Below are 24,171 nucleotides of genomic sequence, written 5' to 3'. Positions count from 1 at the left end.
GCCGGAGGACCGGTGGAGCACCGGTGGAGCGCCGGGGCCGGCCGGGCGGGACGTCAGGCGGCGCAGTTCGGGCACAGCCCCCGGTAGGTGATCTCGGCCCCGGACACCGAGAAGCCGAAGCGCTCGCCCGCCGGGAGGTCGGACAGCGGGTTCCCGGCGGGGTGGACGTCCCGGATGAGGCCGCAGCCGGAGCAGACGAGGTGGTGGTGCGGGTGGTGCGCGTTGGGGTCGTAGCGCTTGGCCCGGCCGTCGGTGGAGACCTCCGCCACCTCCCCGAGGGCGACCAGCTCCCCCAGGGCGTTGTATACGGTGGCGCGGGAGATCTCGGGGAGCCGGTCCACGGCCCGGGCGTGCACCTCGTCGGCGGTGAGGTGCACGTGCTCGCCGTCCAGGACCTCCGCGACGACGCGCCTCTGGGACGTCATCCGCCAGCCGCGCCTGCGCAGCCGTTCCAGCAGGTCGCTCATCGTCGGCTCACCCTCCTCAGGTCCGGGCTTGGTCTACGTCTTGACTTAGACTGTGTCCATCGTAGGATCTGACGCGTTGATAGCCAAGGGTTGAGAACGACCGTTCCTGAACAGCGTGATCCGCCTGGTCCGGAAGGATTTGCATGTCTGAGAACCATGACGCAGTCGTCGCAGACGCGAAAGCAGAGGGTGCGGGCGGCTGCCCGGTCGCGCACGAGCGCGCCGCACACCCGACCCAGGGCGGCGGAAACCGCCAGTGGTGGCCCGAGCGCCTCAATCTGAAGATCCTCGCCAAGAACCCCGCCGTGGCCAACCCGCTCGGCGAGGGGTTCGACTACGCCGAGGCGTTCCAGACCCTCGACCTCGCCGCCGTGAAGCGGGACATCGAGGAGGTCCTGACCACATCGCAGGACTGGTGGCCGGCCGACTTCGGCCACTACGGCCCGTTCATGATCCGCATGGCGTGGCACAGCGCCGGCACCTACCGGATCAGCGACGGCCGCGGCGGTGCCGGCGCCGGCCAGCAGCGCTTCGCCCCCCTCAACAGCTGGCCGGACAACGCCAACCTGGACAAGGCCCGCCGGCTGCTGTGGCCCGTCAAGAAGAAGTACGGGCAGAGCCTGTCCTGGGCCGACCTCCTCATCCTGACGGGCAACGTCGCCCTGGAGTCGATGGGCTTCGAGACCTTCGGCTTCGCCGGCGGCCGCGCCGACGTGTGGGAGCCCGACGAGGACGTCTACTGGGGTCCCGAGACCACCTGGCTCGACGACCAGCGCTACACGGGCGACCGCGAGCTCGAGAGCCCGCTCGGCGCCGTCCAGATGGGCCTGATCTACGTCAACCCCGAGGGCCCGAACGGGAACCCGGACCCGCTGGCCGCGGCCCGCGACATCCGCGAGACGTTCCGCCGGATGGCGATGAACGACGAGGAGACGGTCGCGCTGATAGCCGGCGGCCACACCTTCGGCAAGGCGCACGGCGCCGGCCCCGCCGACCACGTGGGCGTCGACCCCGAGGCGGCCCCGCTGGAGGCCCAGGGCTTCGGCTGGCAGAACACGTACGGCTCCGGCAAGGGCGCCGACACCATCACCAGCGGTCTCGAGGTCACCTGGACCACGACGCCGACGCGGTGGAGCAACAACTTCTTCGAGAACCTGTTCGGCTTCGAGTACGAGCTGACCACGAGCCCGGCCGGCGCTCAGCAGTGGGTCGCCAAGGACGGCGCGGGCGCCGGCACCATCCCGGACGCCCACGACCCGTCCAAGAGCCACGCTCCGACGATGCTGACGACGGACCTCGCGCTGCGCTTCGACCCCGCCTACGAGCAGATCTCGCGCCGCTTCCTGGAGAACCCCGACCAGTTCGCGGACGCCTTCGCCCGCGCCTGGTTCAAGCTGACCCACCGCGACCTCGGTCCCGTCGTGCGCTACCTCGGCCCCGAGGTCCCGTCGGAGACCCTGCTGTGGCAGGACCCGCTGCCGGCCCTCGACCACGAGGTGATCGACGCCGCGGACATCGCCTCCCTCAAGGAGCGGATCCTCGGCACCGACCTGACGGTGTCCCAGCTGGTCTCCGTGGCCTGGGCGTCCGCCTCGTCCTTCCGCGGCAGCGACAAGCGCGGCGGCGCCAACGGTGCCCGTATCCGCCTCCAGCCGCAGGCCGGCTGGGAGGTCAACGAGCCCGACCAGCTCGCCGCGGTGCTGCGCGTCCTGGAGGGCGTCCAGGAGTCCTTCAACTCCGCCCAGACCGGCGGCAAGCGGGTCTCCCTGGCCGACCTGATCGTGCTGGCCGGCACCGCCGCCGTCGAGCAGGCCGCCAAGGACGCCGGCCACCAGGTCGAGGTGGCCTTCACCCCGGGCCGCGTGGACGCCACCCAGGAGCAGACCGACGTCGAGTCCTTCGCGGCGCTGGAGCCCGCCGCCGACGGCTTCCGCAACTACCTCGGCAAGGGCAACCGCCTGCCGGCCGAGTACCTGCTGGTGGACCGGGCGAACCTGCTGAACCTGTCCGCGCCCGAGCTGACCGTCCTCGTCGGCGGCCTGCGCGTGCTGGGCGCGAACCACCAGCAGTCCGAGCTGGGCGTGTTCACCGACACCCCCGGCACGCTGACCAACGACTTCTTCGTCAACCTGCTCGACCTGGGGACGACGTGGAAGCCGACCTCGGCGGACCAGAACACCTTCGAGGGCCGCGACGCCTCGACGGGCGCCCTCAAGTGGACGGGCACCCGCGCCGACCTCGTCTTCGGCTCGAACTCCGAGCTGCGGGCGGTGGCCGAGGTGTACGCGAGCGACGACGCGAAGCGCAAGTTCGTGGAGGACTTCGCCGCCGCGTGGAGCAAGGTCATGGACCTGGACCGGTTCGACCTGGTCTGAACGCTCCGAACGGCATGACGACGAAAGCCCCGGGCCGGCGGGCCCGGGGCTTTCGCCCTGCTCAGCGTCCGCGGCCGGCCTCGCCCCGCACGGCCGGGCCGAGGCCGGGCGGGGCGTGGGCCAGGACGAGGGCCAGCGCTTCCCCGGGGCCGTCGCACTCGCCGAGCACCCGGCCGTGCCGGACGCGGAAGCGCCCGTCGGCCAGCGGCTCGACCGACGGGAGCCGCACCTCGTAGGGGATCGTGGTGGTGGAGCTGAACTTCAGGATCATGTGGCTGGTGTACGGGTACAGCCGCCGCAGCTCCGGAACGGCCCGGGCCGCCGCGACGAGCTCGACGATGCGCGGGTAGACCCTGCTCGGGCTCCGGAGCACGGCGTACTCGGCGTACCACCTCCAGGAGCGGGCCATCTGCTCCCACTTGGCCTCGACGGCGGCGGCCGGCCCGAGCAGGTGGGCCGCGTCCAGGTCGACGCGCTCGGGCAGCGGCAGGAAGTCCGGGTGGTCGCGCCCGATGGGCCGGAAGTCGTCGGGGATCATCGTCGAAGTATGCCGTCGCCGTGCCGAACGGGTCAGTCCCCGACCGGCATGCACTCGGCGAGCAGGGCGACGATGTCGCGCCAGGCCCGCTGTGCGTGCCGTGGGTGGTGACCGACGCCGGGCGGCGCGGCGTGGCCGACCGGCGGGTGGTGGAAGGCGTGAAGGGCTCCCCCGTAGACCACGAGGCGCCAGTCGACCCCCGCGGACTGCATCTCCGCGGTGAACGCCTCCCGTTGTGCGGGCGGCATGATCGGGTCTTCCGACCCGACCCCGGCCCATACCGGGCAGCGGATGCGTGCCGCCTCACCCGGCCGGCCCGTGGTCACCGCGTTGACCGTCCCGATCGCGCGCAGGCCGACGCCGTCGCGACCGAGTTCCAGGGCGACCGCGCCCCCGGTGCCGTAGCCGATGGCGGCGGTCCGGTCGGGGTCGGCCCGCGGTTCGGCGCGCAGCACGTCGAGCGCGGCGTGACCGATGCCCCGCATGCGGTCGGGATCGGCGAGCAGCGGCAGGCAACGGGCCAGCATGTCCTGCGGGTCCTCCAGGTAGCGTCCGCCGTGGAGGTCGAAGGCCAGCGCCACGTAGCCGAGTTCGGCCAGAGCCTCGGCCCGGCGGCGCTCGACATCGCTGAGCCCCATCCCCTCGGGTCCGATCAGGACCGCGGGCCGGGGACCGGCACCGGCCGGGAGCGCGAGGTGCCCGACCATCGTCAGGTCGTCGGCCGGGTATGCGACCGTACGGGTGGTGACCGTCGTCATGCGGCCGACGGTAACGAACGTTTCGCCCGCTCGGGGTGGTGTTCACCGATGGCAGACAGCGGTGCGTCCCCGTCGTCGGACGACTCCGGGAGCAGTCGCGCCAGGTCGGCTCAACGCGCCCTCGTACGGCGGCGCGCGGCCGCGTACAGTCCGTGCTGCCCGACTTCTGCCGGACAGGAGAACAGCCTTGGCCACACACGCCGTTACCGGCCGGTCCGCCCCGCCGGTGCCCGAGCTCGACTCCGCCGAGGTGGAGCGGTGGCGGGCCGGAGGGGGCGAGCTGATCGAGCTGCTGGGGCTGGCGCGGGAGCGGCTCGGAGGCCTCGCCGCCGTGCGGATCGGGCCGGAGCCCACCGTGCTGGTGACCGGGCCGGAGGCCGTGCAGCACGTACTGGCCCGCAATCCCGACGGGTACGTCAAGCGCTCGCACCGGGCCCGCCTGCTGATCGGTGACGGGCTGCTGGCCGCGACGGGGGACGCCTGGCAGCGGCAGCGCAGGCTCCTCCAGTCGCAGTTCACCGGTACGGGCATGCGCCGCTACGAGCGGCGGATCGCCGCGGCGGCCCGCACCACGGCGCAGCGGTGGGCCGGGTACGCACGGAGCGGGGAGGTCTTCGACGTCGGCGAGGAGATGCGCCGCTTCGCCCTGGACACCATCTGGCGCGCGCTCACCGGCCACCCCCTGGACGAGGCCACCGCGCGGGAACTGACCGCCGTGGCGGCCGTGGTGGCGGTGCTGCCGAGCCTGCCCGCCGACGAGGCCCGGGCGCGGGGTTCGGTGGCCGCCGACCTGGCCCGGATCGACGCGGTCGCCCGGCGGGCCGTGGCCGCCGCCCGGGACGGGGAGGCGGGCCCGGAGGGGCCGGGGCTGCTGCGGGTGCTGGTGGACGCGTCCGGCACGTACCCGCAGTACACGGACCGGCTGCTGCGGGACGAGCTGGTGACGCTGCTGGTCGCCGGGCACGAGACCACCGCCACCACCCTGACCTGGCTGTACCTGCTCCTGGACCGCCACCCCGGGGCCCGCGAGGAGGCGCTGGCGGCCGGGCCGGAGGGCTCGCCGGAGCGCCGGGAGGCGGTGCGGGCACTGGTCAGCGAGACGCTGCGGCTCTACCCGTCGGCCTGGATCCTGCCCCGGCACGCGGCCGTCGCCGACACCGTCGCCGGCCACGCCGTCCCGGCGGGGACGGACCTTCTGGTCTGCCCGTACCTGACGCACCGCGATCCGCAGCTGTGGCCGGAGCCCGAGCGCTTCGACCCGCGGCGGTTCACCGCTCCGGGCGGCCGGCCCGCCCGGCAGGGCGCGTACCTGCCCTTCGGCATGGGGCCCCGGGCCTGCCTGGGCACCCAGTTCGCCCTGCGCGAGTCGGTGGCCCTGCTGGAGCTGCTGCTGCCCCGCCACGTGCCGGTGTTCGACTCCGCTCCCACCGGGGCCGCGTACGGCCTCACGGTCCGGCCGGACGGTCCCGCCCCGGCGCGCCTGGCGCCCGCGTCCCACGGGGGTCGCGTGTGACCCCGCCCGAGCCGCCGCCGGGACACGCCTGGCGCGACGAGCTGTACCGCGACCCGTACCCGCTGTACGCCCGGGCCCGCCGTGCCGCGGGGCTGACGTACCTGCCGGCGTTCGACGCCTGGCTGGTGGCGCGCGACCCGGACGTGCGGGAGGTGCTGCTGCGCGCGGAGGACTTCTCCTCCGTGAACGCCCTGACCCCCGACGTGGCCCTGCCGGACGCCGTCCTCGCGGTCCTGGCGGGCGGTTTCGGGCCGCGGCCCACGGTCGTCTCCTCGGACGGCGCCGCCCACCGCCGGCACCGGGCCCCGCTGAACCGGGGGCTGTCCTCGGCCCGGGTGGCGGCCCTGCTCCCGCACGCCCGGGCCTGCGCGCGGGAGCTGGTGGACGGCCTGCCCGCGTACGGGCCGGTCGAGCTGGTGGGGGCCTACGCGCGGCAGCTGCCGGGGCAGGTGGTCGGGCGGCTGATCGGGCTGGACCCGGCGGACGTGCCGGCCGCCGTGCACGGGGGCTTCCGGGCGGAGGAGCTGGTGTTCCGGCCGCTGTCGCCGCGGGAGCAGGTGGCGGCCGCCGAGGACGTGGTGGCGCTGCAACGGCTGCTGGACGGGTACGTGCGCGCGCGGCGCGAGCGGCCCCGGGACGACCTCTGTTCGGCCATGGTCGCGGCGCTGGCCCCGGGGGCCGGGGAGCTGACCGTGGAGCAGCGCCACGAGCTGGTGGCGAGCCTGCAGAACCTGCTGATCGCCGGCTTCCTCACCACCAGTGCGCTCATCGCCACCACCCTGATGCACCTGCTCTCCGACCGGCGGCAGTGGCGGATGCTCCGCGACGACCCGTCCCTGGTGCCGGCGGCGGTGGAGGAGGCCGCGCGCCACGACGCGGCCGTGCAGGCCTTCCGGCGCAGGACCACCCGCCCGGTGACGCTGGGCGGGACCCGGCTGCCGGCCGGGGCGACCGTGCTGGTGGCGTACGGGTCGGCCAACCGCGACGAACGGCGCCACGAGCGCGCCGACGAGTTCGACGTGGGCCGCGGGGCCGCCGCCCGGCCCCACCTGGCCTTCGGGTACGGGCCCCACGGGTGCCCCGGCTCCCGGCTGGCCCGCGAGCAACTGCGCCTGACCCTGGACCTGTTCGTCCGCCGGCTGCCGGGGCTGCGGCTGGAGGGGCAGCGCCCGCCGCGCATGCGGCCCACGCTGATCCACCGGTCGCCGCAGGAGCTGTACGTGTCCTGGTGAGATCCTGGGAGCAGGAGGCTCCGGGAGGTCAGGAGGCGCGCCATGTCACATGCCGAGGAATGGAAGGTCGGCGTCTACCTCATCGAGGAGGACGGTACGACCAAGGCCCGGGCGGTGCTGGAGACCGGGAAGGACACCCTGGTCGGGCGGGGCCGGGCCCGCTGCAATCCGCAGGACGTGGAGGTCCCCGCGATCGGCGACGAGCTGGCGGCGAGCCGCGCGATGCGGGACCTGGCCGGCCAGCTGAGCCGGGCCGCGGACAAGGACCTGGCCGCGCTGGGCGCCGTCCCCCCGGCGCCGCGGACCGGCTACGGCTGGCCGGACGACTCGGCGGCGGGCCGGTAACCGGCCACGAAGAAGCCGCGCGGCCCGAAGGGCGCCGGGCCCGAAGGGCGCCGGGCCCGAAGGGGGCGGCTGGGAGGCGTGCGGTCGGAAGGTGTGCCCGTCGGGTAGGTGTGGGGTGGGGCGGGGCGGGCAGGGGTTCGGCATGGTCTTCCGGCATCCGGCGGAGAAGAGCGAGGACGGCGGGCGGGCCGGCCGCTTCGCGCGGCTGGCCGAGCTCGCCTCCAACTTCACCAGCTCCGCCGTCTTCTCCGCCCTGTGCGCGGCCCTGGTGGGCTGCCTGGTCGTCGTTCACGTGCTGGGGCTGCCCGTGGAGTGGCAGCACCTGGCGGGCGACTCGATCGGCGCGGTGTCCCTGCTGCTGCTGGCCCTGCTGAAGAACTCCGAGCGGCGCGCCGAGCACGCCGTCCAGCGCAAGCTGGACGCGATCGCCGCGGCGCTGCTGGAGGAGCGGGAGGGCAAGGACGGCAGGGCCCACGAGGACCTGGAGTCGGCGATCCGGATGGAGGAGCGGCTCTAGGCCCGGCGCCCGCGCGCCCCGGTCCCACGGGTGGGCGAGGTGCATCCGGCGGGCGAGGCCGCTCCTTCCCGGAAGCCGCCGCCGGGGTGAGCTGCCCGTGTGCCCCCGCGTACCGCCGGTGACGAGGGCGACGGACAGCAGGACGGTGACGCAGAGGGTCGGCTGTTCACGGAGGGTGTCCAGGGTGCGGAGATCGTGTCGGCGGTGGGGTGGGCGAGGGCGGCGGTGACGGCGCGGCGGCCCGGGGCGGCGCGATACGCCGCATGGCCGGACCGTGCCCGGCCTCCACGGCCACAGGGGCGCTCCTCCCTTCCCAGGTTCGCCGGTGTGGCGGCCGGCGCGGGCGGTGCCACCCGCCCGGCGCAACGGCAGGCGGGGCGGCGGCGCGGGGCGTTAGGCTCGGACGGAGTGGCGCACGAGAGGGATGGTGCACATGTGTCGATGGCTCGCCTACTCCGGCTCGCCCATGCTCCTCGACGCCGTCCTGTACCAGCCGGAACACTCGCTGATCGACCAGAGCCTGCACGCGCGGATGGGCGTGGAGTCCACCAACGGGGACGGGTTCGGCATCGGCTGGTACAGCACCGACGGTGACGGCACCCCGGCGGTGTTCCGTGACATCGGCCCGGCCTGGAACAACCGGAACCTGCGGGAGCTGGCCTCGCACGTGCGGTCGCCGCTGTTCTTCGCGCACGTCCGCGCCTCCACGGGTTCGGCGATCCAGCAGACCAACTGCCATCCCTTCCGGCACGGCCGCTGGCTGTGGATGCACAACGGTGCGATCACCGACTTCCACCGGCTCCAGCGCGACCTGTGCATGGCCGTGGACCCGGCGCTGTTCCCCTGCATCGAGGGCTCGACGGACTCCGAGGTGATGTTCTACCTGGCCGTGACCTTCGGCCTCGACCAGGACCCGCCGGGGGCGGTCGCCCGGATGGCGGGCCTGGTGGAACGGCTCGGCAAGGAGCACGGGGTGGCGGACCCGCTCCAGATGACGGTGGCGGTCAGCGAGGGCGAGCGGGTGTGGGCCTTCCGCTACTCCAGCCAGGGCAGGTCGCGTTCGCTGTACTACAGCAGCCGGGCCGATACGGTGCGCCAGCTGTACCCGGAGCTGCCGTACCTGCGCGAGGTGTCCGACGAGACGCGGCTGGTGGTCTCCGAGCCGCTCGGAGACCTCCCCGGCGTGTGGAACGAGCTGCCCGAGGCGAGCTACGCGGTGGTGCCGTGGGACGGCCCGGAGGACTATCTGCCGTTCATCCCCGAGCTGCCCTGACCCCGGCGCACCCGCCCCGGGGGGCCGGGGCGGGCCGGCGTCAGCAGATCCTCGGCAGCTGCTCACCGATCGGCAGGTCGACCACGCGCGTGCCGCCGAGGCCGGTGCGGGCCACGACCATGCCGGGGTGCTCCTCGACCGCCTCGCCGATCACGGCCGCCCGCCGGCCCAGCGGGTGGGCCCGCATGGCGTCGAGGACGGCGTCGGCGTGCTCGCGGGGGACGAACGCGACGAGCTTGCCCTCGTTGGCCACGTAGAAGGGGTCGAGGCCGAGGATCGCGCAGGCGTTGCGCACGGCGTCGGGGACCGGCACCCGGCCCTCCTGGACGACGACGCCGGTGCCGGAGGCGGCCGCGATCTCGTTGAGGGCGGCGGCGAGTCCCCCTCGGGTGGGGTCGCGCAGCACGTGCAGGTCGGGGGTGACGGCGAGCATCGACTGCACGAGGCCGCCGAGGGCCGCGCAGTCGCTGACGATGTCCGCCTCGAAGCCGAGGCCCTCGCGGACGCTCATGATGGCCACCCCGTGCAGCCCGATGTCGCCGCTGACGATGACCACGTCGCCGGGTACGACCCGCTGCGGCCGCAGGTCCACGCCGTCGGGGACGAGGCCGATGCCGGAGGTGTTGACGTACACGCCGTCGCCGTGGCCCACTTCGACGACCTTGGTGTCCCCCGTGGCCACTTCCACGCCCGCCGCGCGCGCGGCCGCGCCGAGGGCTTCGGCGACCCGGGCGACCGTGGCGGTCTCGACGCCCTCCTCCAGGATGAACCCGCAGGACAGGTAGGCGGCCACGGCTCCGCTCATCGCGAGGTCGTTGACGGTGCCGTTGACGGCGAGGTCGCCGATGCTGCCGCCGGGGAAGAACAGCGGGCGCACCACGTACGAGTCGGTGGAGAAGGCCAGCCGGGCCCCGCCCAGGGTCAGGGTCGCGGAGTCGCCGAGCTGGGCGAGGACGTCGCCGCCGAAGGCGGGGGCGAAGACGTGCCGGACGAGTTCGGCGGAGAGCGCGCCGCCGCCGCCGTGGCCCATCACCACGCGGGGGTGGTCGCGCAGGGGGGCCGGACAGGTCCAGCCCGGGACGTCCAGTGCGGTGTCAGACAACGGGGGTCGCCTCCAGCGGTGCCGTCTTGGCGGTCGGGATCTCCAGGCGCCGGTAGAGGTAGTACGCGGCGCACGCGCCCTCGCTGGAGACCATGGTGGCGCCGAGCGGGGTGCGCGGGGTGCAGGCCTTGCCGAAGGCCTCGCACTCGTGCGGCTTGATCAGGCCCTGGAGGACCTCGCCGCTGCGGCATGCGGCCGGCTCGCGGGTGTCGATCCCGGTCACCGAGAAGCGGTGTTCGGCGTCGAAGTCCCGGTAGCGGGGCGACAGCCGCCAGCCGCTGGCCGGGATGGTGCCGATGCCGCGCCAGGCCCGGTCGGTGACCTCGAAGACGTCCTCCAGCATGGCGAGGGCGGCCGGGTTGCCCTCGGGGCGGACGGCGCGCGCGTAGGCGTTGTCGACGGTGTGCTCGCCGCGCTCCAGCTGCCGCACGGCGCGGCGTACGCCCTCCAGGATGTCGAGCGGCTCGAAGCCGGTGACCACGATGGGGACGCGGTACCGGGCGGCCAGTTCGGGGTACTCGGTGGTGCCCATGACGCTGCACACGTGCCCGGCGGCGAGGAAGGCCTGGACCCGGCAGCTCGGCGAGTTCATGATCGCCTCGATGGCCGGGGGGACCCGGACGTGGGAGACGAGCAGGCTGAAGTTGGTGATGCCGTGCTTCTTGGCCTGGTACACCGTCATGGCGTTGGGCGGGGCGGTGGTCTCGAAGCCGATGCCGAAGAAGACCACCTGGCGGTCCGGGTTGCGGCGGGCGACCTCGAGGGCGTCGAGCGGCGAGTAGACGACGCGGACGTCGCCGCCTTCGCCGCGCACCTGGAAGAGGTCGCGGCCCGTCCCGGGCACGCGGAGCATGTCGCCGAAGGAGCAGAAGATCACGCCCGGTCGGGAGGCGATCTCCAGGGCCTTGTCGATGACTTCGAGCGGGGTCACGCACACCGGGCAGCCGGGGCCGTGGATCAGCTCGACCTGGTCGGGGAGGAGCTGGTCGATGCCGTGCCGGATGATGGTGTGGGTCTGGCCGCCGCAGACCTCCATCAGCGCCCAGGGGCGGGTGACGGTGGCGTGGATGTCGTCGAGCAGCCGTCGGGCGAGGCCGGGGTCCTGGAACTCGTCGATGTACTTCACTGCTGCGCCGCCTCCCGCGGGACGTCTTCGGGGTGGGTGGGGTCCGGCTCCGGGACGCCGCCGAACTGTTCGGCCTGCTCCCAGGGGTCGCCGAACTCCTCCTGGAGCATGCCGAGTTCGGCGAAGAGTTCCAGGGTCTTGAGCGCGGACTCCTCGTCCAGGCGCTGGAGGGCGAAGCCGACGTGGACGATGGCGTACTCGCCGACCCTCAGGTCCGGCAGGTACTCCAGGCACACGTCCTTGACGACGCCGCCGAAGTCGACGGTGGCCATGCGGGTGCCGTCCCGCTCCCCGATGTCAATCACCCTGCCGGGTACCGCCAGGCACATGGGCCCCTCCTTGCTGTGGTTGTTCCGTGGCGCGGGCGGCCGTGGCCGCCGCCACCATGAGCTGGCCGAGGGCCAGTCCCCCGTCGTTCGGGGGGACCCGGTGCTGGCGCAGTACGGTGAAGCCGTGCTCCCGCAGCAGCCGTGAACAGGCCGCGGAGAGCAGGGTGTTGGCCATGACCCCGCCGGTCAGGGCGACGGTGTCGAGGCCGTGCGCCGCGCGGGCGGCGAGGCAGGCGTCCGCGACGAGGGCGGCGACCGCGGCGTGGAAGCGGGCCGCGACCGTCCCCGGCGGGGTGCCCGCCCGTACGTCGGCGGCGACGGCCGCCAGGACGGGCGCCGGGGCGGCCGTGTACGGGCCCCGGGTGCCGGGCGGCGGGGGGTGCAGGGCGAAGCGGTAGCCGGGGTGCGGGTCCCCGGCGGGGGCGGCGAGGGCGGCCGCCTCCAGTTCGACGGCGGCCTGCGCCTCGTAGCCGGCGAGGTGGCAGACGCCGGCCAGGGACGAGACGGCGTCGAAGAGGCGCCCCATGCTGGAGGTGGGCGCGCAGTTCAGGCCACGCTCCAGCTGGCGTTCCAGGACCGGCAGTTCGGCGGGCGGGCAGGCCGCCACCGCGGGCAGGTCCGGGGTCCGGGCGAGGCCGGCGGCCCACAGGTGGGCCACGGCCATCCGGTAGGGGCGCCGCACCGCGGCGTCGCCGCCGGGCAGCGGGACGTACGCGAGGTGCGCGAAGCGGGTGGCACCGGTGTAGTCGGCGAGCAGCACCTCGCCGCCCCAGACCGCGCCGTCGTCGCCGTAGCCGGTGCCGTCGAAGGCGATCCCGATGACGCGCCGGGTGCCGTCCAGGCCGTGTTCGGCCATGGCGGAGGCGACGTGGGCGTGGTGGTGCTGGACGCGGACCAGGGGGCGGGTGCCGGCGTGGCGGGCCGCCCAGGCCGTGGAGCGGTAGCCGGGGTGGCGGTCGGCGGCGAACAGGGCGGGCGTCACCCCGGTGATGGACTCCAGCTGCCGCTCGGCCCGTTCGAAGGCGGTCTGGGTGGCCAGGTCGTCCATGTCGCCGATGTGCGCCGACAGCCAGGCCTTGCGGCCCTCGCCGAGGCAGAAGGCGTTCTTCAGGTCGCCCCCGGCGGCGAGGGTGGGCGGCACCGGCAGCGGCAGCGCGACCGGCAGGGGGGCGTGGCCGCGGGAACGGCGCACGGTCAGCGGTTCGCCGTCGCAGACGCGCACCACGGAGTCGTCGCAGGGCACGTGGATGGGGCGGTCGTGGGTGAGCCAGGCGTCCGCGAGGTGGGCCAGGCGCTCCAGGGCCTCGGCGTCGTCGGTGACGATGGGCTCCCCCGAGAGGTTGCCGCTGGTCATCACGAGCAGCCGCGGCCCGGGCGGGTCGCCGGGCAGGCCCAGCAGCAGGTGGTGCACGGGCGTGTAGGGGAGCATCACGCCCAGGTCGGGGCTGCCCGGGGCGACGTCGGCGGCGAGGGCGGCGGCCGACGCGGGGCGGCGGCGCAGCAGCACGATGGGCCGCTCCGGGCCGGTGAGCAGGGCCCGTTCGGCGGGGCCGATGACGGCGAGGTGTTCGACGTCGGGGAGGGAGCGGGCCATCAGGGCGAACGGCTTGTCCCCGCGGTCCTTGCGGCGGCGCAGCTCGGCGACGGCCGCGGGGCGGGTGGCGTCACAGGCGAGGTGGTAGCCGCCGAGGCCCTTGACGGCGAGGACCGCCCCCTCGGCGAGGAGCCGGCGGGCCCCGGCGACGGGGTCGGCGGCGGGGTCCTCGCGGGGCGGCGCCCCGGTGAGCAGGCGCAGCCGGGGCCCGCAGGCCGGGCAGGCCACGGGCTGGGCGTGGAAGCGGCGGTCGGCGGGGTCGGCGTACTCGCGGGCGCAGTCGGGGCACATCGGGAAGCGGGCCATGGTGGTGTGGGCCCGGTCGTACGGGAGTCCGGTGACGATGGTGAAGCGGGGCCCGCAGTGGGTGCAGGTGATGAACGGGTGGCGGTGCCGGCGGTCGGCCGGATCGGCGAGTTCGGCGAGGCAGTCGGCGCAGGTGGCGACGTCCGGGGGGACGAGGGTGCGGGCGGGGCCGGCGGTGGTGCGGGAGGGGATGATCGCGAAGCCGGCTCCCCCGGCCGGGGGCAGGGTGTGGTGGTCGACGGTGTCGACGACCGCGAGCGGCGGGGCCTCGGCGGCGAGGCGTGCGCAGAACGCGGCGACGGCGGCGGGGGTGCCCTCGATCTCGGCGACGACGCCGTCGGGGGTGTTGGTGACGTGGCCGGCGAGGCCGAGTCCGGTGGCGCGGGTGTAGACGTAGGGGCGGAAGCCGACGCCCTGTACGACGCCGCGGACGGTGACGCGGCGGCGTTCCGCGGGGGCGTCCATCAGCGGGGTTCCGGGGCCGGGTGCGGGTCGGCCGGGGCCGGGTGCGGCGCGGCCGGGGGCGGGGGCCCTGCGGGGCTGTCCCCTACCCGCCCTTCCACCGTTCCCCGGGGCTCCGCCCCGGACCCCACGGGGTCGTGCACGTAGCCCGCGCCGGGGCCGTGTACGTGCCCGGGGCCGTGGGTGTGCGCGGGGGCGCGGCCGGGGCCGGGGTGGGTGTGGCTCGGCCCGTGGGCCGCGCCCGGGCCGTGGTCGTGCCCCGGGCCGTGGGGGTGGCTCGGGCTGTGGGTGTGGGTCGGGGCGTGGGGGTGGCTCGGGCTGTGGGTGTGGGTAGGGGCGTGGGGGTGGCTCGGGCTGTGGGTGTGGGTCGGGGCGTGGGGGTGGGTCGGGGCGTGGGTGTGGGGCTGGGGGGACATCACCGGGGTGTGGGGTGGGGTGCCTTCGGCGGTGCGGAGGGCGTGAGTGAGGAGGAGGCCCGTGCCCTCGGCCGAGCGGGACGAGGTGCGGATCACCTCCACCCCGGGGTTGACCCGCTGGACGTTGGCCCGGAAGGCGGCCTCGTCGAACTCGGCCGCCTCCGCGATGTCGGTCTTGGTGATCACCACCAGCTGCGCCAGGCCGAAGGCGGTCGGGTACTTCAGCGGCTTGTCCTCGCCCTCCGTCACCGAGGCGAGCACCACGCGCAGGGACTCCCCGAGGTCGTACGAGGCGGGGCAGACCAGGTTGCCGACGTTCTCGACGAAGAGCAGCCGGGTGTCCTCGGGGAGCCAGCCGTCGAGGTGGCGGCCCAGCATGTGGGCCTCCAGGTGGCACAGGCCGTCGGTGAGGACCTGCTTGACCGGGGCGCCCGAACGGGCCAGCCGCAGCGCGTCGTTCTCGGTCGCCAGGTCGGCGGTCAGCGCGGCCACGGGCACGCCCCGCTCCCGGGCCAGGGTCAGTTCGCGTTCCAGCAGGGCCGTCTTCCCGCTGCCCGGGCTGGAGAGCAGGTTGACCACCACCGTTCCGCGGGCGGTGAGTTCCTCACGCAGGGCCTGCGCGGCCCCGTCGTTCTTGGCGAGCACCGCCTGTCGCAGGTCGACCACTCGGCACACGGCTCAGGCCTCCTCGGGGATCGGTTCGGGGTCGTCTTCCCAGACCACGCGGCGGATCCGCAGTTCGCGCCCCGCGAGGAGCTCCACGGCGTCGGCCTTCCCGCAGTCGGGGCAGCGCAGTTCGGGGGGCATGCCGACGGCCCACTCCCCCGTGCAGGACGCACAGCGGGCGCGGGCCGTCACGGCGTGGGTGACGAGCTCGGCGCCTTCGAGGGGCGTCGCGGTGCAGGCGAGCTGGAAGGAGAAGGCCAGCGCGTCGGGCACGACGCCGGCCAGTTCCCCGACCTCAAGTTCCACGCGGCTCACGGAGCGCGCCGCTCCGGCCTGGGCCGCTTCCGCCACCTGGTCCACGACGGCCATGGCGATCGACATCTCGTGCATCGGACTCCGTCCTGCCGCGCCTCATTAGACCGGCGGGGCGGGTGCCCGGCGGACGGGCGCGCCGACGCACCGGGGACCCGTACGCCGTTCGGGCGGCGGGGAGCCGGAGGTCACATGCGCCTGATGCGCAGGTAGCGCTTGAGGTCGGGGAGCATGGTCACCAGTACGGCGCCGAGCGCGGCGGCCACGGTGAACGCGATGGCCTTCTTCATGGGGTTCTCCTCGGGAGCAGTTCCTGGACCATGCGGACGGCGTGGGGTACGGCGGCGGCCACGGGCGGGCTCAGGCCGATGCCCTCCTCGACGGTGGCGGGTTCGCAGCCGACGACGAGGGTGCGCCGGGGCGGGGTGGCCCCGGTGCCCGCGCAGAGGGTGTCGAGGAGGGCGAGGACCGTGTCGGGGGACATGTCGTGTCCGTCGAGCACCGCGCCCTGCGGGTCGAGGGGGCCGGTTCCGTCGGCCTCGATGAGGTGGAGGGTGCCCGGCGCGGAGCCGCGGGCGGTCGCGTCGACGAGGACGAGGGTGTCGTAGCCGTCGAGGAGCTGGTAGGCGAGGTGGACTCCGCGCACGCCGAAGTCGACGGCCTCCACTCCGTCGGGCAGGGGCTGGGCGGCGAGGGCGCGGACCGTCTCGACTCCGAAGCCGTCGTCGCCGAGGAAGACGTTGCCGATGCCGGCGACCAGGGTCCGGCCGTTCACTCGTCCTCCAGGGGGGTGACCTCGTCGGGCTGGAAGTACAGGAAGCGGCCCTGTTCGCGGCGGATGTCGGCGCCGGGGTCCCCGTCGACGGTGACGGCGAGGTGCACTCCGCCGTCGACGTCGTGGAGGACGGCTTCGACGCGTGCGGCGCGGCCCCGCAGGAACAGGTCCTGGGCGTCGGTGCGGCGCAGGCCCGGCCGCAGCAGGACGCGGCTGCCGGGGCCGACGGGGCGGCCGTCGACGGTGATCCGCTGCGGGGCGGGTTCGGCGGCGGCGCCGTGGGCCGGGTCCCACCAGGGGGTGTCGGGGGTGAACACGTCCTCGGGGACCCCGGTGCGGTCCGGGTCGGTGATCTCGCGCAGGGCGCGGACGGCGCCGTGCAGGCGTTCCAGTACCTCGGGGGGCATGGAGTCCGCGAGGTCGACGACGGCGGCGGCGCGCGGGTCGGTGCCGCGGGCCTCGCGTTTCTCCTGGTCGGTGAGGGCGGCGGTGCGCAGGGCGAGGATCTCGTCGATCTCCAGGGCGTCGTACATGGCGCCGGCGCTCTCGGGGGCGATGGCGGCGTGGTCCTCCAGGATGATCGGGGAGGACAGGACCACGTCGGCGCGGCCCTCCTCGCCGGCCAGGACGGGCCAGGTGTGGCGGTTGTCGCAGCCGCGGACGGCGGGCCGGGCCCATTCGGGCGGGTCGGTCATGGAGAGGAAGGAGCCTGCGCTGAGGCCCAGCAGGAGGTGGGCGGCGACGAGGGAGCGGGGCAGGGCGCTGTCGCGGCCGGCGCCCGGCTCCGGGGTCCAGGCGGTGGTGTTCTCGACGACCGCGGTGAGTCGCAGCGCCCGGTAGGGCACGTCGAGTTCCTCGGCGCGGAGCCGGACCTCGGCGTCGATGCGCTCGGCGGCGCGGACCAGCCGGCCGCGTTCGCGGCCGTCGGCGTCGAGGACGGGTTCGCTCTCCTGGCGGGCGGGGCGGACCAGGGGCAGGATCACCTCGCCGGCGGCCAGTTCGGCGACGGGCACGGTCAGCTCGGCCTGTTCCTCGGTGCCCTCGTCCCAGGGGACGAGGACCCGGTCGGGCAGGTGCAGTTCGGGCACGGGCGTGAACGAGCCGTCGCCGAGGGCCTGTTCGACGGTGCGCCGCCATGCCCTCAGGAAGCGGAGTTCGAGGTGGAGGACGGCCTCGCCCTTCGGTTCCATGACCAGCTCGGTCCGCTGGAAGGAGTGTTCGCCGTGCGCGGGCCCCCAGGCGGGCGGCACGAGGACGCCGAACTGCCAGCGCATCCGGTTCTTGGCGGCGGAGGCCCGGTAGGGGTACAGCACGTACCCCTCGAAGAGGACGGCGTCGGCGAGCTGCCGGGCGGCCGCGAAGCGGGTGTCCGGCGGGGAGGTGGTGGTCACGGGGCGGTCCTCCCGGCCAGCCGGTCCAGGAGTGCGGCGGCCCGGAGGGGTTCCGGGACGGCGTCGGGGGTCGCCGGGGTCGCGGCGGCGTCCAGGAGGGCGCGTACGGTCGACTCCCAGGAGGCGAGGGCGTGCCGCGAGCGGAAGGCGAGGAGCTCGTCCATGGTGTCGCGGGGCAGCCGCAGCCATCCGCAGCCGGGGAAGTGCTGTTCGATCATCTCCCGCCACACGGACACGGGCATCCGGTACGAGGCCTCCCGGTCCCAGGGGACGGGTTCGACGCGGAAGCCGCCGGAGCCGGTGAAGGCCGTGCCGGAGAACAGCATCAGCAGCGGTACGTCGCCGTCCTCCAGGGCGGCGAAGTAGCGGGTGGCGGCGATGTCCATGTCGTAGGTGCAGGGCACGGGCACCTCGGTCTCGGTCTCGCCGGTGAAGCTCGGGACCATGACCGCGACCTGCGCGAACTGGACGGGCTGGAGGGTGGTGCCCCAGCGGGAGCGCTCGCCGAACAGGTCCTGGAGCGCGGTGGCCTCACCGGGGCCGTAACCGCGGCGGCCCGGTTCGATGCGCAGCTGGCAGCGCAGGGCGAGGGCGTGGACGCGGGTGGCCGAGGGGGCGCAGACGCGCAGCCGCAGCAGGAGGGTGGGGCCGGCCGCGTAGGGGTCGGCGCGCACCCCGGTGCAGGTGAAGGTGAGGTCGGTCATGGCCGCGGTTCCCCTGCCGGTGCCGTGGCGGGGCGCCTGCCGGCGGGTACGGCGCGCCGTTCGACCTCGGTGAAGAAGGTGTCGAGGGCGGCGCGGGCTTCGGCGCCGCCGTCGAAGCCCTGCCACAGCAGTCTCATGCGGCCCACCAGTTCGTAGCAGATGTCGATGGGGACGAGGTAGCAGGCGGTGCGGCCGTGGGTGCGGCGCAGCAGCAGTGCCTCGACGTCGGGCTGGAGGAGGGCGGCGAGCGGTCCGGCGTCGAGGACGCGCTGCCAGGTATCGGGGTCGAGTTCGCTCTCGGTGGCGCCGGCCGGGCTGGGGTAGAGGGCGACGAGCCGGTCGAGGGCGGCGTTGCGGAAGAAGAAGGCGACGCCGACGGGGATCTGGAGGAGGTCCCAGGCTTCGTCGTCCCAGCGGTGGCCGGGGTCGCTGAGGTAGCGGTCGGGGACGGTGCGGAAGCGGCCCGTGCCGGCGCCGGGGCGGTCGAAGAGGAGGGCGCAGGGGGCGCAGGCGCAGACCAGGGCGCGTTCGTCGGTCCGCACGAGGTGGCGGTGGCCGTCCCGGGCCACGGGCGTGCCGCACAGTTCGCAGGTCTCGGGGCGGGGGGTGCGGGGCCGGGTGAAGCGCCGGAGTCCCGGTGCGGGGGCGGACGGCCGCCGGTCGGGGCTCACGGGACGCGCGCCGGGGCGGGCGGCCGGGTGGTGATCTGGAGCAGCGGGGGCGCCGGTGCGGCGGGTGCCAGTTCCACGGAGGTGACCTCGGGGGCGAAGGCGGCGACGACGTCCTCGATGCGGCGCCGGGTGTCCTCGGCGCTGTTGCCGCAGCCGCAGCCCCCGTCGGGGGCGGTGCGCAGCCGCAGGGTGCCGTCGTCCTCGTCGTATCCGTCGAGTTCGGCTTCGGGGAGGGAGTCCAGGGCGCGGGCGATGCGGGTGTGCACGTCCTCGGGGTGGAGGTCGTGGAGGGTCAGCAGGCCCGCGGTGAGCTCGTCCTCCAGGAGCGCGGCCAGGGGGGCGGCGCCGGGTGGGAGGGCGGTGAGCCGCTCGACGATCCGGGCGAGGCCGGCTCCGTAGAACTCCATGAGGACGCGGACCAGTTCCTCGGCGGCCTCGTGGGTCTGCCGGTCGCCGGTGGCGGCGAGCCGGTCGAGGACCTCTTCGACGCGGCGGCCCGCCTGGAGGCCGTCGGTGGTCGCGGCGCTCATCCGCCCAGTCCGCTCAGGCCGGTGGGGACGTGCATGGACTTCACGGTCTTGCCGCCGCCGACGTACATGTGGACGCCGCAGGGCAGGCAGGGGTCGAAGCTGCGGACGGCGCGCATGATGTCGATGCCCTTGAAGTTCTCCGGGGGGTTCTCCTCGAAGATGGGGGTGTTCTGGACGGCGTCCTCGTACGGTCCGGGGGTGCCGTAGCTGTCGCGGACGCTGGCGTTCCAGGGGGTCGGCGGGTAGGGGTGGTAGTTGGCGATCTTCCCGTCGCGGATGACCATGTGGTGGGAGAGGACGCCGCGGACGGCCTCGGTGAAGCCGCAGCCGATGGACTCGTCCGGTACCTCGAACTTCTCCCAGGTCTGGCTGCGTCCGGCGCGGACCTCGGCGAGCCCCTTCTCGGCGCAGTGCAGGGCGATGCCGGCGGCGTAGGCCTGGAAGTAGGTGCGGGCGCGGTTGCGTTCGAGGGCGTTGCTCCACTTGGGGATGCGCCACTCGAAGGTGGTCTCCGGCTTGGTCATGGTGCGGGGCAGGTTGATGACCACGCTGTGTCCGGTGGCCTTGACGTAGCCGACGTCGACCAGTCCGGACAGGGCGGTGGACCAGAGGCGGGCGATGGGGCCGCCGCCGGTGTCGAGGGCGAGGTGGTCCTTGCCGTCGAACCAGCGGGGGGACATCACCCAGCTGTACTTGTCGTCGAAGGCGCGCTTCTGCGGGGCGGGGATGGTGTGCTGGTTCCAGGGGTGGCGGGGGTCGACGGGGTTGCCGAGGGGGTCGTGAGTGACGAACTGCTCCTGGCCCTCCCAGTCGTCGTAGTAGGAGCTGCCGAGGAGGATGCGGATGCCGAGGTTGATCTGCGTGAGGTCGTTGGTGACCAGTTTGCCGTCGACGACCACGCCCGGGGTGACGAACATCTTCCGTCCCCAGTCGGTCATGTTGGCGTAGGTGAAGTCGCAGTACTCGGGGTCGTTGAGGGCGCCCCAGCAGCCGAGGAGGACGCGGCGGCGGCCGACCTCCTCGTAGCCGGGCAGGGCCTCGTAGAAGAAGTCGAAGAGGTCGTCGTGGAGGGGGACGACCCGCTTCATGAACTCGACGTACCGCATGAGGCGGCTCATGTAGTCGGTGAAGAGCTGGACGGAGGCGATGGTGCCGACGCCGCCCGGGTAGAGGGTGGAGGGGTGCACGTGGCGGCCCTCCATCAGGCAGAACATCTCGCGGGTGTAGCGGCTGACCTGGAGGGCCTCGCGGTAGAACTCGCCCTCGATGGGGTTGAGGGAGCGCATGATGTCGGCGATGGTGCGGTAGCCGTGCTCGGCGGCGTGCGGGGCCTCGGTGCGTTCGGCGAGTTCGAGGACGCCGGGGTTGGTCTCGCGGACCATCTTCTCGCAGTAGTCGACCCCGACCAGGTTCTCCTGGAAGATGTTGTGGTCGAACATGTACTCGGCGGATTCGCCGAGGTTGATGATCCACTCGCCGAGGTGCGGCGGCTTCACGCCGTAGGCCATGTTCTGCGCGTACACCGAACAGGTGGCGTGGTTGTCGCCGCAGATGCCGCAGATGCGGCTGGTGATGAAGTGCGCGTCGCGGGGGTCCTTGCCGCGCATGAAGACGCTGTAGCCGCGGAAGACCGACGAGGTGCTGTAGCACTCCGCGACCCGCTTCTGCTTGAAGTCGATCTTCGTGTGGATGCCGAGGCTGCCCACGATCCGGGTGATCGGGTCCCAGGCCATCTCGACCAGCCCGCTGCCGTCGCCGGCCGCCTTCGTCTTCGGTGTCATCGTGTCTGCCGTGGCCCTTCTGGTGAACGGGAGCGGGGTGTGCTGTGCGGCGGAGGGGAGCGGGCGCGAGGGTCCCGTCACCAGGGCGGGCGGTAGCCGGTGGTCAGCTGCCGGCCCTTCTGGCGCCACTTGGGCTCCTTGTCCACCGTGTGGGTGGTGACCGCGCGGAGCTTGCGGATGACGGCTCCGTAGGCGCCGCTGGCCTTGGTGGACAGGGTCGCGCCGGGCGGCTGGTCCATGAACGGCATGAACTTGTCGGGGAAGCCGGGCATGGTGCAGGCGATGCAGATGCCGCCGACGTTCGGGCAGCCGCCGATGCCGTTCATCCAGCCGCGCTTGGGGACGTTGCACTTGACGACCGGACCCCAGCAGCCGAGTTTGACCAGGCACTTGGGCGAGTCGTAGGTGTGGGCGAAGTCGCCCTGCTCGTAGTAGCCGGCCCGGTCGCAGCCCTCGTGGACGGTGGCGCCGAACAGCCAGGTCGGGCGCAGCTTGTCGTCCAGCGGGATCATCGGGGCGGATCCGGCCGCCTGGTAGAGCAGGTAGGTCAGGGTCTCGGAGAAGTTGTCCGGCTGGATGGGGCAGCCCGGGACGCACACGATCGGGATGCCGGCCTTGGACTTCCACTCCCAGCCCAGGTAGTCCGGGACGCCCATGGCTCCGGTGGGGTTGCCCTCCATCGCGTGGATGCCGCCGTACGTGGCGCAGGTGCCGATGGCGACGACGGCGAGGGCCTTGGGCGCGAGGCGGTCGATCCACTCGCTGGTGGTGATGGGCTGGCCGGTGGCGGGGTCGTCGCCGAACCCGCACCAGTAGCCCTCGGGCTTGATCTTCTCGTTGGGGATCGAACCCTCGACGACCAGGACGAAGGGGTCGATCTCCCCGCGCTCGCCCTTGAAGAACCACTCGATGAAGGTGTCGGCGCCGCCGACCGGTCCGCACTCGAAGTCGATCAGCGGCCAGTGCACGGCGATCTTCGGCAGGCCGGGGAGCACTCCCGTGACGATCTCCTCGATGCTGGGCTGCATCGCCGCGGTCAGGGACACGGAGTCGCCGTCGCAGCTGAGTCCGGCGTTGATCCAGAGGATGTGGATCGGGGGGTCCTCTACCGCGCTGGGCGTTGCTGCATCCATAGGTGCTCCTTGGGGAGGGATGCGGGAGGGACGGGCCGGGGCCTGGGGTTGTGCCCCACCCTTCTTGCTAGCAGGGTCGCGGGCCCGCCGCCCTGTCGGAGGGGGCCGGTCCAGTGACGGGGAGCCGGCGCGAGGGCAGCGGCGCGGTGTGCCGGCCGGGTACGGGGCGTGCCAGGTGCGGCGGGGTCCGGTCGGCGGGCTCCTTGCGCACGAAGGCCCTGCGCAGCGCGTGGTAGGGGGCCGCCGGGTCGTGGAAGGTCTCCCGCATCCGGGCCAGTTCCGCCTCCCGGTAGGCGGCGAGCGGGGTGGCGGCCTCGTCGCGGTCGCGGCGGGCCTTCTTGCGGGCGATGGCGGAGTGGATCGCGGGCGAGGCCGCGAGGCGGACCGCGAGGCGGGCGCTCTCGCCGGCGAAGTCCTGCGGGCCGCAGTCGAGGGTCCGGTCGGTGAGGCCGAGGCGGCGGGCGGCGGCGGCGCTGAGCGGCAGGGCGTCGGCCATCAGCCGTTCGGCCACGCCGGTGCCGGTCCGGCGGGGCAGGGTGTAGGTCCAGTACTCGGACCCGTACAGCCCCATGAGCCGGTAGTGCGGGTTCAGGACGGCGCCGGACCTGCACCAGACCTCGTCGGCGGCCAGGGCGAGCATGGCCCCGCCGGCGGCCGCGTTCCCGCCGACGGCGGCGACGACGAGCCGGTCGGTGGTGGTCAGGACCGCCTCGACCAGGTCGTCCATGGCGGTGATGTTGGCCCAGGACTCGGCGGCGGGGTCGGCGGCCGCCTCGATGACGCCGAGGTGGATGCCGTTGGAGAAGAAGTCGCGGGTGCCGCCGAGGACGAGGACGGAGGTGGGGCGGGAGCAGGCCTCGCGGTAGGCGGCGAGCAGGCGGCGGCAGTGGCCGGTGCTCATGGCGCCGCCGGGGAAGGAGAAGGTCAGGAAGCCTGCTCCGCCCTGTTCCCGGTAGCGGATGTCGGTCCAGGTGCGGGCGCCCGCCGGAGGTACGTGGAGGGGGGCGGGGATCTCGGGGAGGGCGGGCAGCCGGTCCCCGAGGGCGAGGACGGCGGGGAGCTTGACGGGGGCCGCTTCGCCGGGGGCGCGCTTGGCGCGCAGTTCGGGGATCCAGACGGCGCCGTCGCGGGTGGCCCGGCAGATCGCTCCGGCGCGGGTGGCGAGCAGCCGGCCGGGGCGGCCGCGGAGGGTGTCCTCGGGGTGGCCGCCGTGCAGGAACCACTGGCCGCCGAGGAGGTCGTCCAGCACGCCGGGCCGGGAGTCGGCGGCCCGCAGGGCGCGTACGACGGTGTCGGTGCCGTCGTGCTCCCAGTCGATCCGGCGGTGCGGCTGGCGCAGGTAGGGGCGGGCGGTGGCGGGGCCCTGCGGGGCCGGGGTGTGGCTGCCGGAGGCGAAGCGCTCGACGGCGAGCAGGACGGCGGCGAGGGCGGCGTCGGAGACCTCGCCCCGGTAGGCGTCGCTCTTGCCGACGGGCGGCAGCGTGCAGTCCGCGGTCGCCCAGACGTCGCCGGCGTCCATCTCCTCGTCGGCCTGCAGGACGGTGACGCCCCAGCGGGTCCGGTCCTCGGTGACGGCCCAGTCCAGGGAGGAGGGGCCGCGGTCGCCGAGGGGTCCGGGGTGGACGATCAGGCAGGTGTACGCGGACCAGACCTCGCGCGGGACGGCGGTCTTGAGCATCGGCGCGAGGACCAGGTCCGGGTGGTGGCGGCGGACGGTCGCGGCGAGGTCCGTGCCAGGCAGGGCCAGTTCGAGCGCCACGCTGTGTCCGTGGTCGCGCAGTTCGGCGTGGACCCGTTGAGTGAGGCTGTTGAAGGCGCTCGCGACGAGCAGGACGTGCACGTGATCTCCCAGGCG

General features: G+C 74.2%; 23 protein-coding genes and 1 pseudogene. 6 read left to right on the top strand and 18 right to left on the bottom strand.

From position 1 onward, the window contains the following. Positions 1-53: 53 nt before the first annotated feature. Positions 54-467, bottom strand: a complete 414-nt coding sequence (locus ABD973_RS32395; RefSeq protein ID WP_125603716.1) for a Fur family transcriptional regulator — start codon at positions 465-467, stop codon at positions 54-56. Positions 468-610: 143 nt separating this feature from the next. Here ABD973_RS32395 and katG point away from each other — a divergent pair, with 143 nt between their 5' ends. After that, positions 611-2,842: a catalase/peroxidase HPI gene (gene katG, locus ABD973_RS32390; protein WP_345503773.1), complete on the top strand. Its 2,232-nt coding sequence runs from the start codon at positions 611-613 to the stop codon at positions 2,840-2,842. Between the two features lie 61 nt (positions 2,843-2,903). Here katG and ABD973_RS32385 read toward each other — a convergent pair whose 3' ends face one another. Beyond that, on the bottom strand, positions 2,904-3,380 hold the full coding sequence (locus ABD973_RS32385) for a DUF6193 family natural product biosynthesis protein (RefSeq protein ID WP_345503771.1): 477 nt from the start codon (positions 3,378-3,380) through the stop codon (positions 2,904-2,906). A gap of 32 nt (positions 3,381-3,412) precedes the next feature. Next, positions 3,413-4,138: a dienelactone hydrolase family protein gene (locus tag ABD973_RS32380; RefSeq protein ID WP_125819855.1), complete on the bottom strand. Its 726-nt coding sequence runs from the start codon at positions 4,136-4,138 to the stop codon at positions 3,413-3,415. Between the two features lie 187 nt (positions 4,139-4,325). On the opposite strand from ABD973_RS32380, the gene ABD973_RS32375 reads away from it, so the two are divergent. The 5 genes from ABD973_RS32375 (at position 4,326) to ABD973_RS32355 (ending at position 9,018) form a co-directional block, all read left to right on the top strand. Continuing rightward, entirely contained in the window at positions 4,326-5,651 is a 1,326-nt protein-coding gene (locus ABD973_RS32375) for a cytochrome P450 (protein WP_345503769.1), read from the top strand. Further along, positions 5,648-6,883 (top strand): cytochrome P450, encoded by a 1,236-nt coding sequence (locus ABD973_RS32370; protein ID WP_345503767.1) that lies wholly within the window; start codon positions 5,648-5,650, stop codon positions 6,881-6,883. Before ABD973_RS32375 ends, ABD973_RS32370 begins: the two co-directional genes overlap by 4 nt. Before the next feature lie 42 nt (positions 6,884-6,925). Further along, on the top strand, positions 6,926-7,228 hold the full coding sequence (locus tag ABD973_RS32365; protein ID WP_345503765.1) for a DUF1876 domain-containing protein: 303 nt from the start codon (positions 6,926-6,928) through the stop codon (positions 7,226-7,228). Positions 7,229-7,370: 142 nt separating this feature from the next. Then, positions 7,371-7,745, top strand: coding sequence for a hypothetical protein (locus tag ABD973_RS32360; RefSeq protein WP_345503763.1), 375 nt, complete (start codon positions 7,371-7,373; stop codon positions 7,743-7,745). A gap of 433 nt (positions 7,746-8,178) precedes the next feature. Continuing rightward, positions 8,179-9,018, top strand: coding sequence for a class II glutamine amidotransferase (locus ABD973_RS32355; protein ID WP_125603792.1), 840 nt, complete (start codon positions 8,179-8,181; stop codon positions 9,016-9,018). 40 nt (positions 9,019-9,058) lie between these two features. Here the strand turns inward: ABD973_RS32355 and hypE are convergent, their stop codons facing one another. The 15 genes and pseudogenes from hypE to ABD973_RS32285 all read right to left on the bottom strand — a co-directional run bounded on the left by hypE (position 9,059) and on the right by ABD973_RS32285 (position 24,156). After that, positions 9,059-10,120 (bottom strand): hydrogenase expression/formation protein HypE, encoded by a 1,062-nt coding sequence (gene hypE / locus ABD973_RS32350; protein ID WP_125819860.1) that lies wholly within the window; start codon positions 10,118-10,120, stop codon positions 9,059-9,061. After that, positions 10,113-11,246: a hydrogenase formation protein HypD gene (gene hypD, locus ABD973_RS32345; protein ID WP_125819861.1), complete on the bottom strand. Its 1,134-nt coding sequence runs from the start codon at positions 11,244-11,246 to the stop codon at positions 10,113-10,115. Before hypD ends, hypE begins: the two co-directional genes overlap by 8 nt. Continuing rightward, positions 11,243-11,575, bottom strand: coding sequence for a HypC/HybG/HupF family hydrogenase formation chaperone (locus tag ABD973_RS32340; protein ID WP_125603789.1), 333 nt, complete (start codon positions 11,573-11,575; stop codon positions 11,243-11,245). The genes hypD and ABD973_RS32340 overlap by 4 nt, the downstream gene beginning before the upstream one ends. Then, positions 11,544-13,940, bottom strand: coding sequence for a carbamoyltransferase HypF (gene hypF / locus ABD973_RS32335; RefSeq protein ID WP_345503759.1), 2,397 nt, complete (start codon positions 13,938-13,940; stop codon positions 11,544-11,546). The genes ABD973_RS32340 and hypF overlap by 32 nt, the downstream gene beginning before the upstream one ends. A gap of 395 nt (positions 13,941-14,335) precedes the next feature. Further along, positions 14,336-15,028: pseudogene (hypB, locus tag ABD973_RS32330) on the bottom strand (hydrogenase nickel incorporation protein HypB); the annotation flags it as partial. A 3-nt stretch (positions 15,029-15,031) separates the two neighbouring features. Then, on the bottom strand, positions 15,032-15,409 hold the full coding sequence (locus ABD973_RS32325; RefSeq protein ID WP_125819864.1) for a hydrogenase maturation nickel metallochaperone HypA/HybF: 378 nt from the start codon (positions 15,407-15,409) through the stop codon (positions 15,032-15,034). 110 nt (positions 15,410-15,519) lie between these two features. Continuing rightward, positions 15,520-15,621: a DUF6893 family small protein gene (locus ABD973_RS34855; RefSeq protein ID WP_386381913.1), complete on the bottom strand. Its 102-nt coding sequence runs from the start codon at positions 15,619-15,621 to the stop codon at positions 15,520-15,522. Continuing rightward, positions 15,618-16,106 (bottom strand): hydrogenase maturation protease, encoded by a 489-nt coding sequence (locus ABD973_RS32320; protein ID WP_125604726.1) that lies wholly within the window; start codon positions 16,104-16,106, stop codon positions 15,618-15,620. Before ABD973_RS32320 ends, ABD973_RS34855 begins: the two co-directional genes overlap by 4 nt. Next, complete coding sequence (locus tag ABD973_RS32315) at positions 16,103-17,497, bottom strand: hypothetical protein (RefSeq protein WP_345503756.1); 1,395 nt, start codon at positions 17,495-17,497, stop codon at positions 16,103-16,105. Before ABD973_RS32315 ends, ABD973_RS32320 begins: the two co-directional genes overlap by 4 nt. Continuing rightward, a complete protein-coding gene (locus tag ABD973_RS32310; protein WP_125819866.1) occupies positions 17,494-18,201 on the bottom strand; it encodes a DUF6084 family protein in 708 nt (235 codons plus the stop codon). The genes ABD973_RS32315 and ABD973_RS32310 overlap by 4 nt, the downstream gene beginning before the upstream one ends. Then, complete coding sequence (locus tag ABD973_RS32305) at positions 18,198-18,872, bottom strand: DUF5947 family protein (protein ID WP_125819867.1); 675 nt, start codon at positions 18,870-18,872, stop codon at positions 18,198-18,200. Before ABD973_RS32305 ends, ABD973_RS32310 begins: the two co-directional genes overlap by 4 nt. Then, positions 18,869-19,402: a hypothetical protein gene (locus ABD973_RS32300; RefSeq protein ID WP_125819868.1), complete on the bottom strand. Its 534-nt coding sequence runs from the start codon at positions 19,400-19,402 to the stop codon at positions 18,869-18,871. The genes ABD973_RS32305 and ABD973_RS32300 overlap by 4 nt, the downstream gene beginning before the upstream one ends. After that, positions 19,399-21,183, bottom strand: a complete 1,785-nt coding sequence (locus ABD973_RS32295; RefSeq protein WP_125605473.1) for a nickel-dependent hydrogenase large subunit — start codon at positions 21,181-21,183, stop codon at positions 19,399-19,401. Before ABD973_RS32295 ends, ABD973_RS32300 begins: the two co-directional genes overlap by 4 nt. A gap of 77 nt (positions 21,184-21,260) precedes the next feature. Further along, complete coding sequence (locus tag ABD973_RS32290) at positions 21,261-22,316, bottom strand: NADH-quinone oxidoreductase subunit B family protein (RefSeq protein WP_345503733.1); 1,056 nt, start codon at positions 22,314-22,316, stop codon at positions 21,261-21,263. 67 nt (positions 22,317-22,383) lie between these two features. Further along, the gene (locus ABD973_RS32285; protein WP_345503731.1) at positions 22,384-24,156 is read right to left on the bottom strand and encodes an enoyl-CoA hydratase-related protein; all 1,773 of its coding nucleotides are present in this window, start codon (positions 24,154-24,156) and stop codon (positions 22,384-22,386) included. Positions 24,157-24,171: the final 15 nt, after the last annotated feature.

This window comes from Streptomyces racemochromogenes (assembly GCF_039535215.1).
Taxonomy (GTDB): Bacteria; Actinomycetota; Actinomycetes; order Streptomycetales; family Streptomycetaceae; genus Streptomyces; species Streptomyces racemochromogenes.
Note: the sequence above shows the minus strand (reverse complement) of the source record. Positions and strands in the feature narration are given on the sequence as shown.

Excerpts from the sequence above, each read along its gene's own strand:
- ABD973_RS32395 (WP_125603716.1), bottom strand. The coding sequence starts at position 467 with ATGAGCGACCTGCTGGAACGGCTGCGCAGGCGCGGCTGGCGGATGACG.
- ABD973_RS34855 (WP_386381913.1), bottom strand. The coding sequence starts at position 15,621 with ATGAAGAAGGCCATCGCGTTCACCGTGGCCGCCGCGCTCGGCGCCGTA.
- ABD973_RS32385 (WP_345503771.1), bottom strand. The coding sequence starts at position 3,380 with ATGATCCCCGACGACTTCCGGCCCATCGGGCGCGACCACCCGGACTTC.
- ABD973_RS32360 (WP_345503763.1), top strand. The coding sequence starts at position 7,371 with ATGGTCTTCCGGCATCCGGCGGAGAAGAGCGAGGACGGCGGGCGGGCC.
- ABD973_RS32290 (WP_345503733.1), bottom strand. The coding sequence starts at position 22,316 with ATGGATGCAGCAACGCCCAGCGCGGTAGAGGACCCCCCGATCCACATC.
- ABD973_RS32340 (WP_125603789.1), bottom strand. The coding sequence starts at position 11,575 with ATGTGCCTGGCGGTACCCGGCAGGGTGATTGACATCGGGGAGCGGGAC.
- katG (WP_345503773.1), top strand. The coding sequence starts at position 611 with ATGTCTGAGAACCATGACGCAGTCGTCGCAGACGCGAAAGCAGAGGGT.
- ABD973_RS32355 (WP_125603792.1), top strand. The coding sequence starts at position 8,179 with ATGTGTCGATGGCTCGCCTACTCCGGCTCGCCCATGCTCCTCGACGCC.
- hypF (WP_345503759.1), bottom strand. The coding sequence starts at position 13,940 with ATGGACGCCCCCGCGGAACGCCGCCGCGTCACCGTCCGCGGCGTCGTA.
- ABD973_RS32325 (WP_125819864.1), bottom strand. The coding sequence starts at position 15,409 with ATGCACGAGATGTCGATCGCCATGGCCGTCGTGGACCAGGTGGCGGAA.
- ABD973_RS32300 (WP_125819868.1), bottom strand. The coding sequence starts at position 19,402 with ATGAGCGCCGCGACCACCGACGGCCTCCAGGCGGGCCGCCGCGTCGAA.
- ABD973_RS32365 (WP_345503765.1), top strand. The coding sequence starts at position 6,926 with ATGTCACATGCCGAGGAATGGAAGGTCGGCGTCTACCTCATCGAGGAG.
- ABD973_RS32380 (WP_125819855.1), bottom strand. The coding sequence starts at position 4,138 with ATGACGACGGTCACCACCCGTACGGTCGCATACCCGGCCGACGACCTG.
- ABD973_RS32295 (WP_125605473.1), bottom strand. The coding sequence starts at position 21,183 with ATGACACCGAAGACGAAGGCGGCCGGCGACGGCAGCGGGCTGGTCGAG.
- ABD973_RS32310 (WP_125819866.1), bottom strand. The coding sequence starts at position 18,201 with ATGACCGACCTCACCTTCACCTGCACCGGGGTGCGCGCCGACCCCTAC.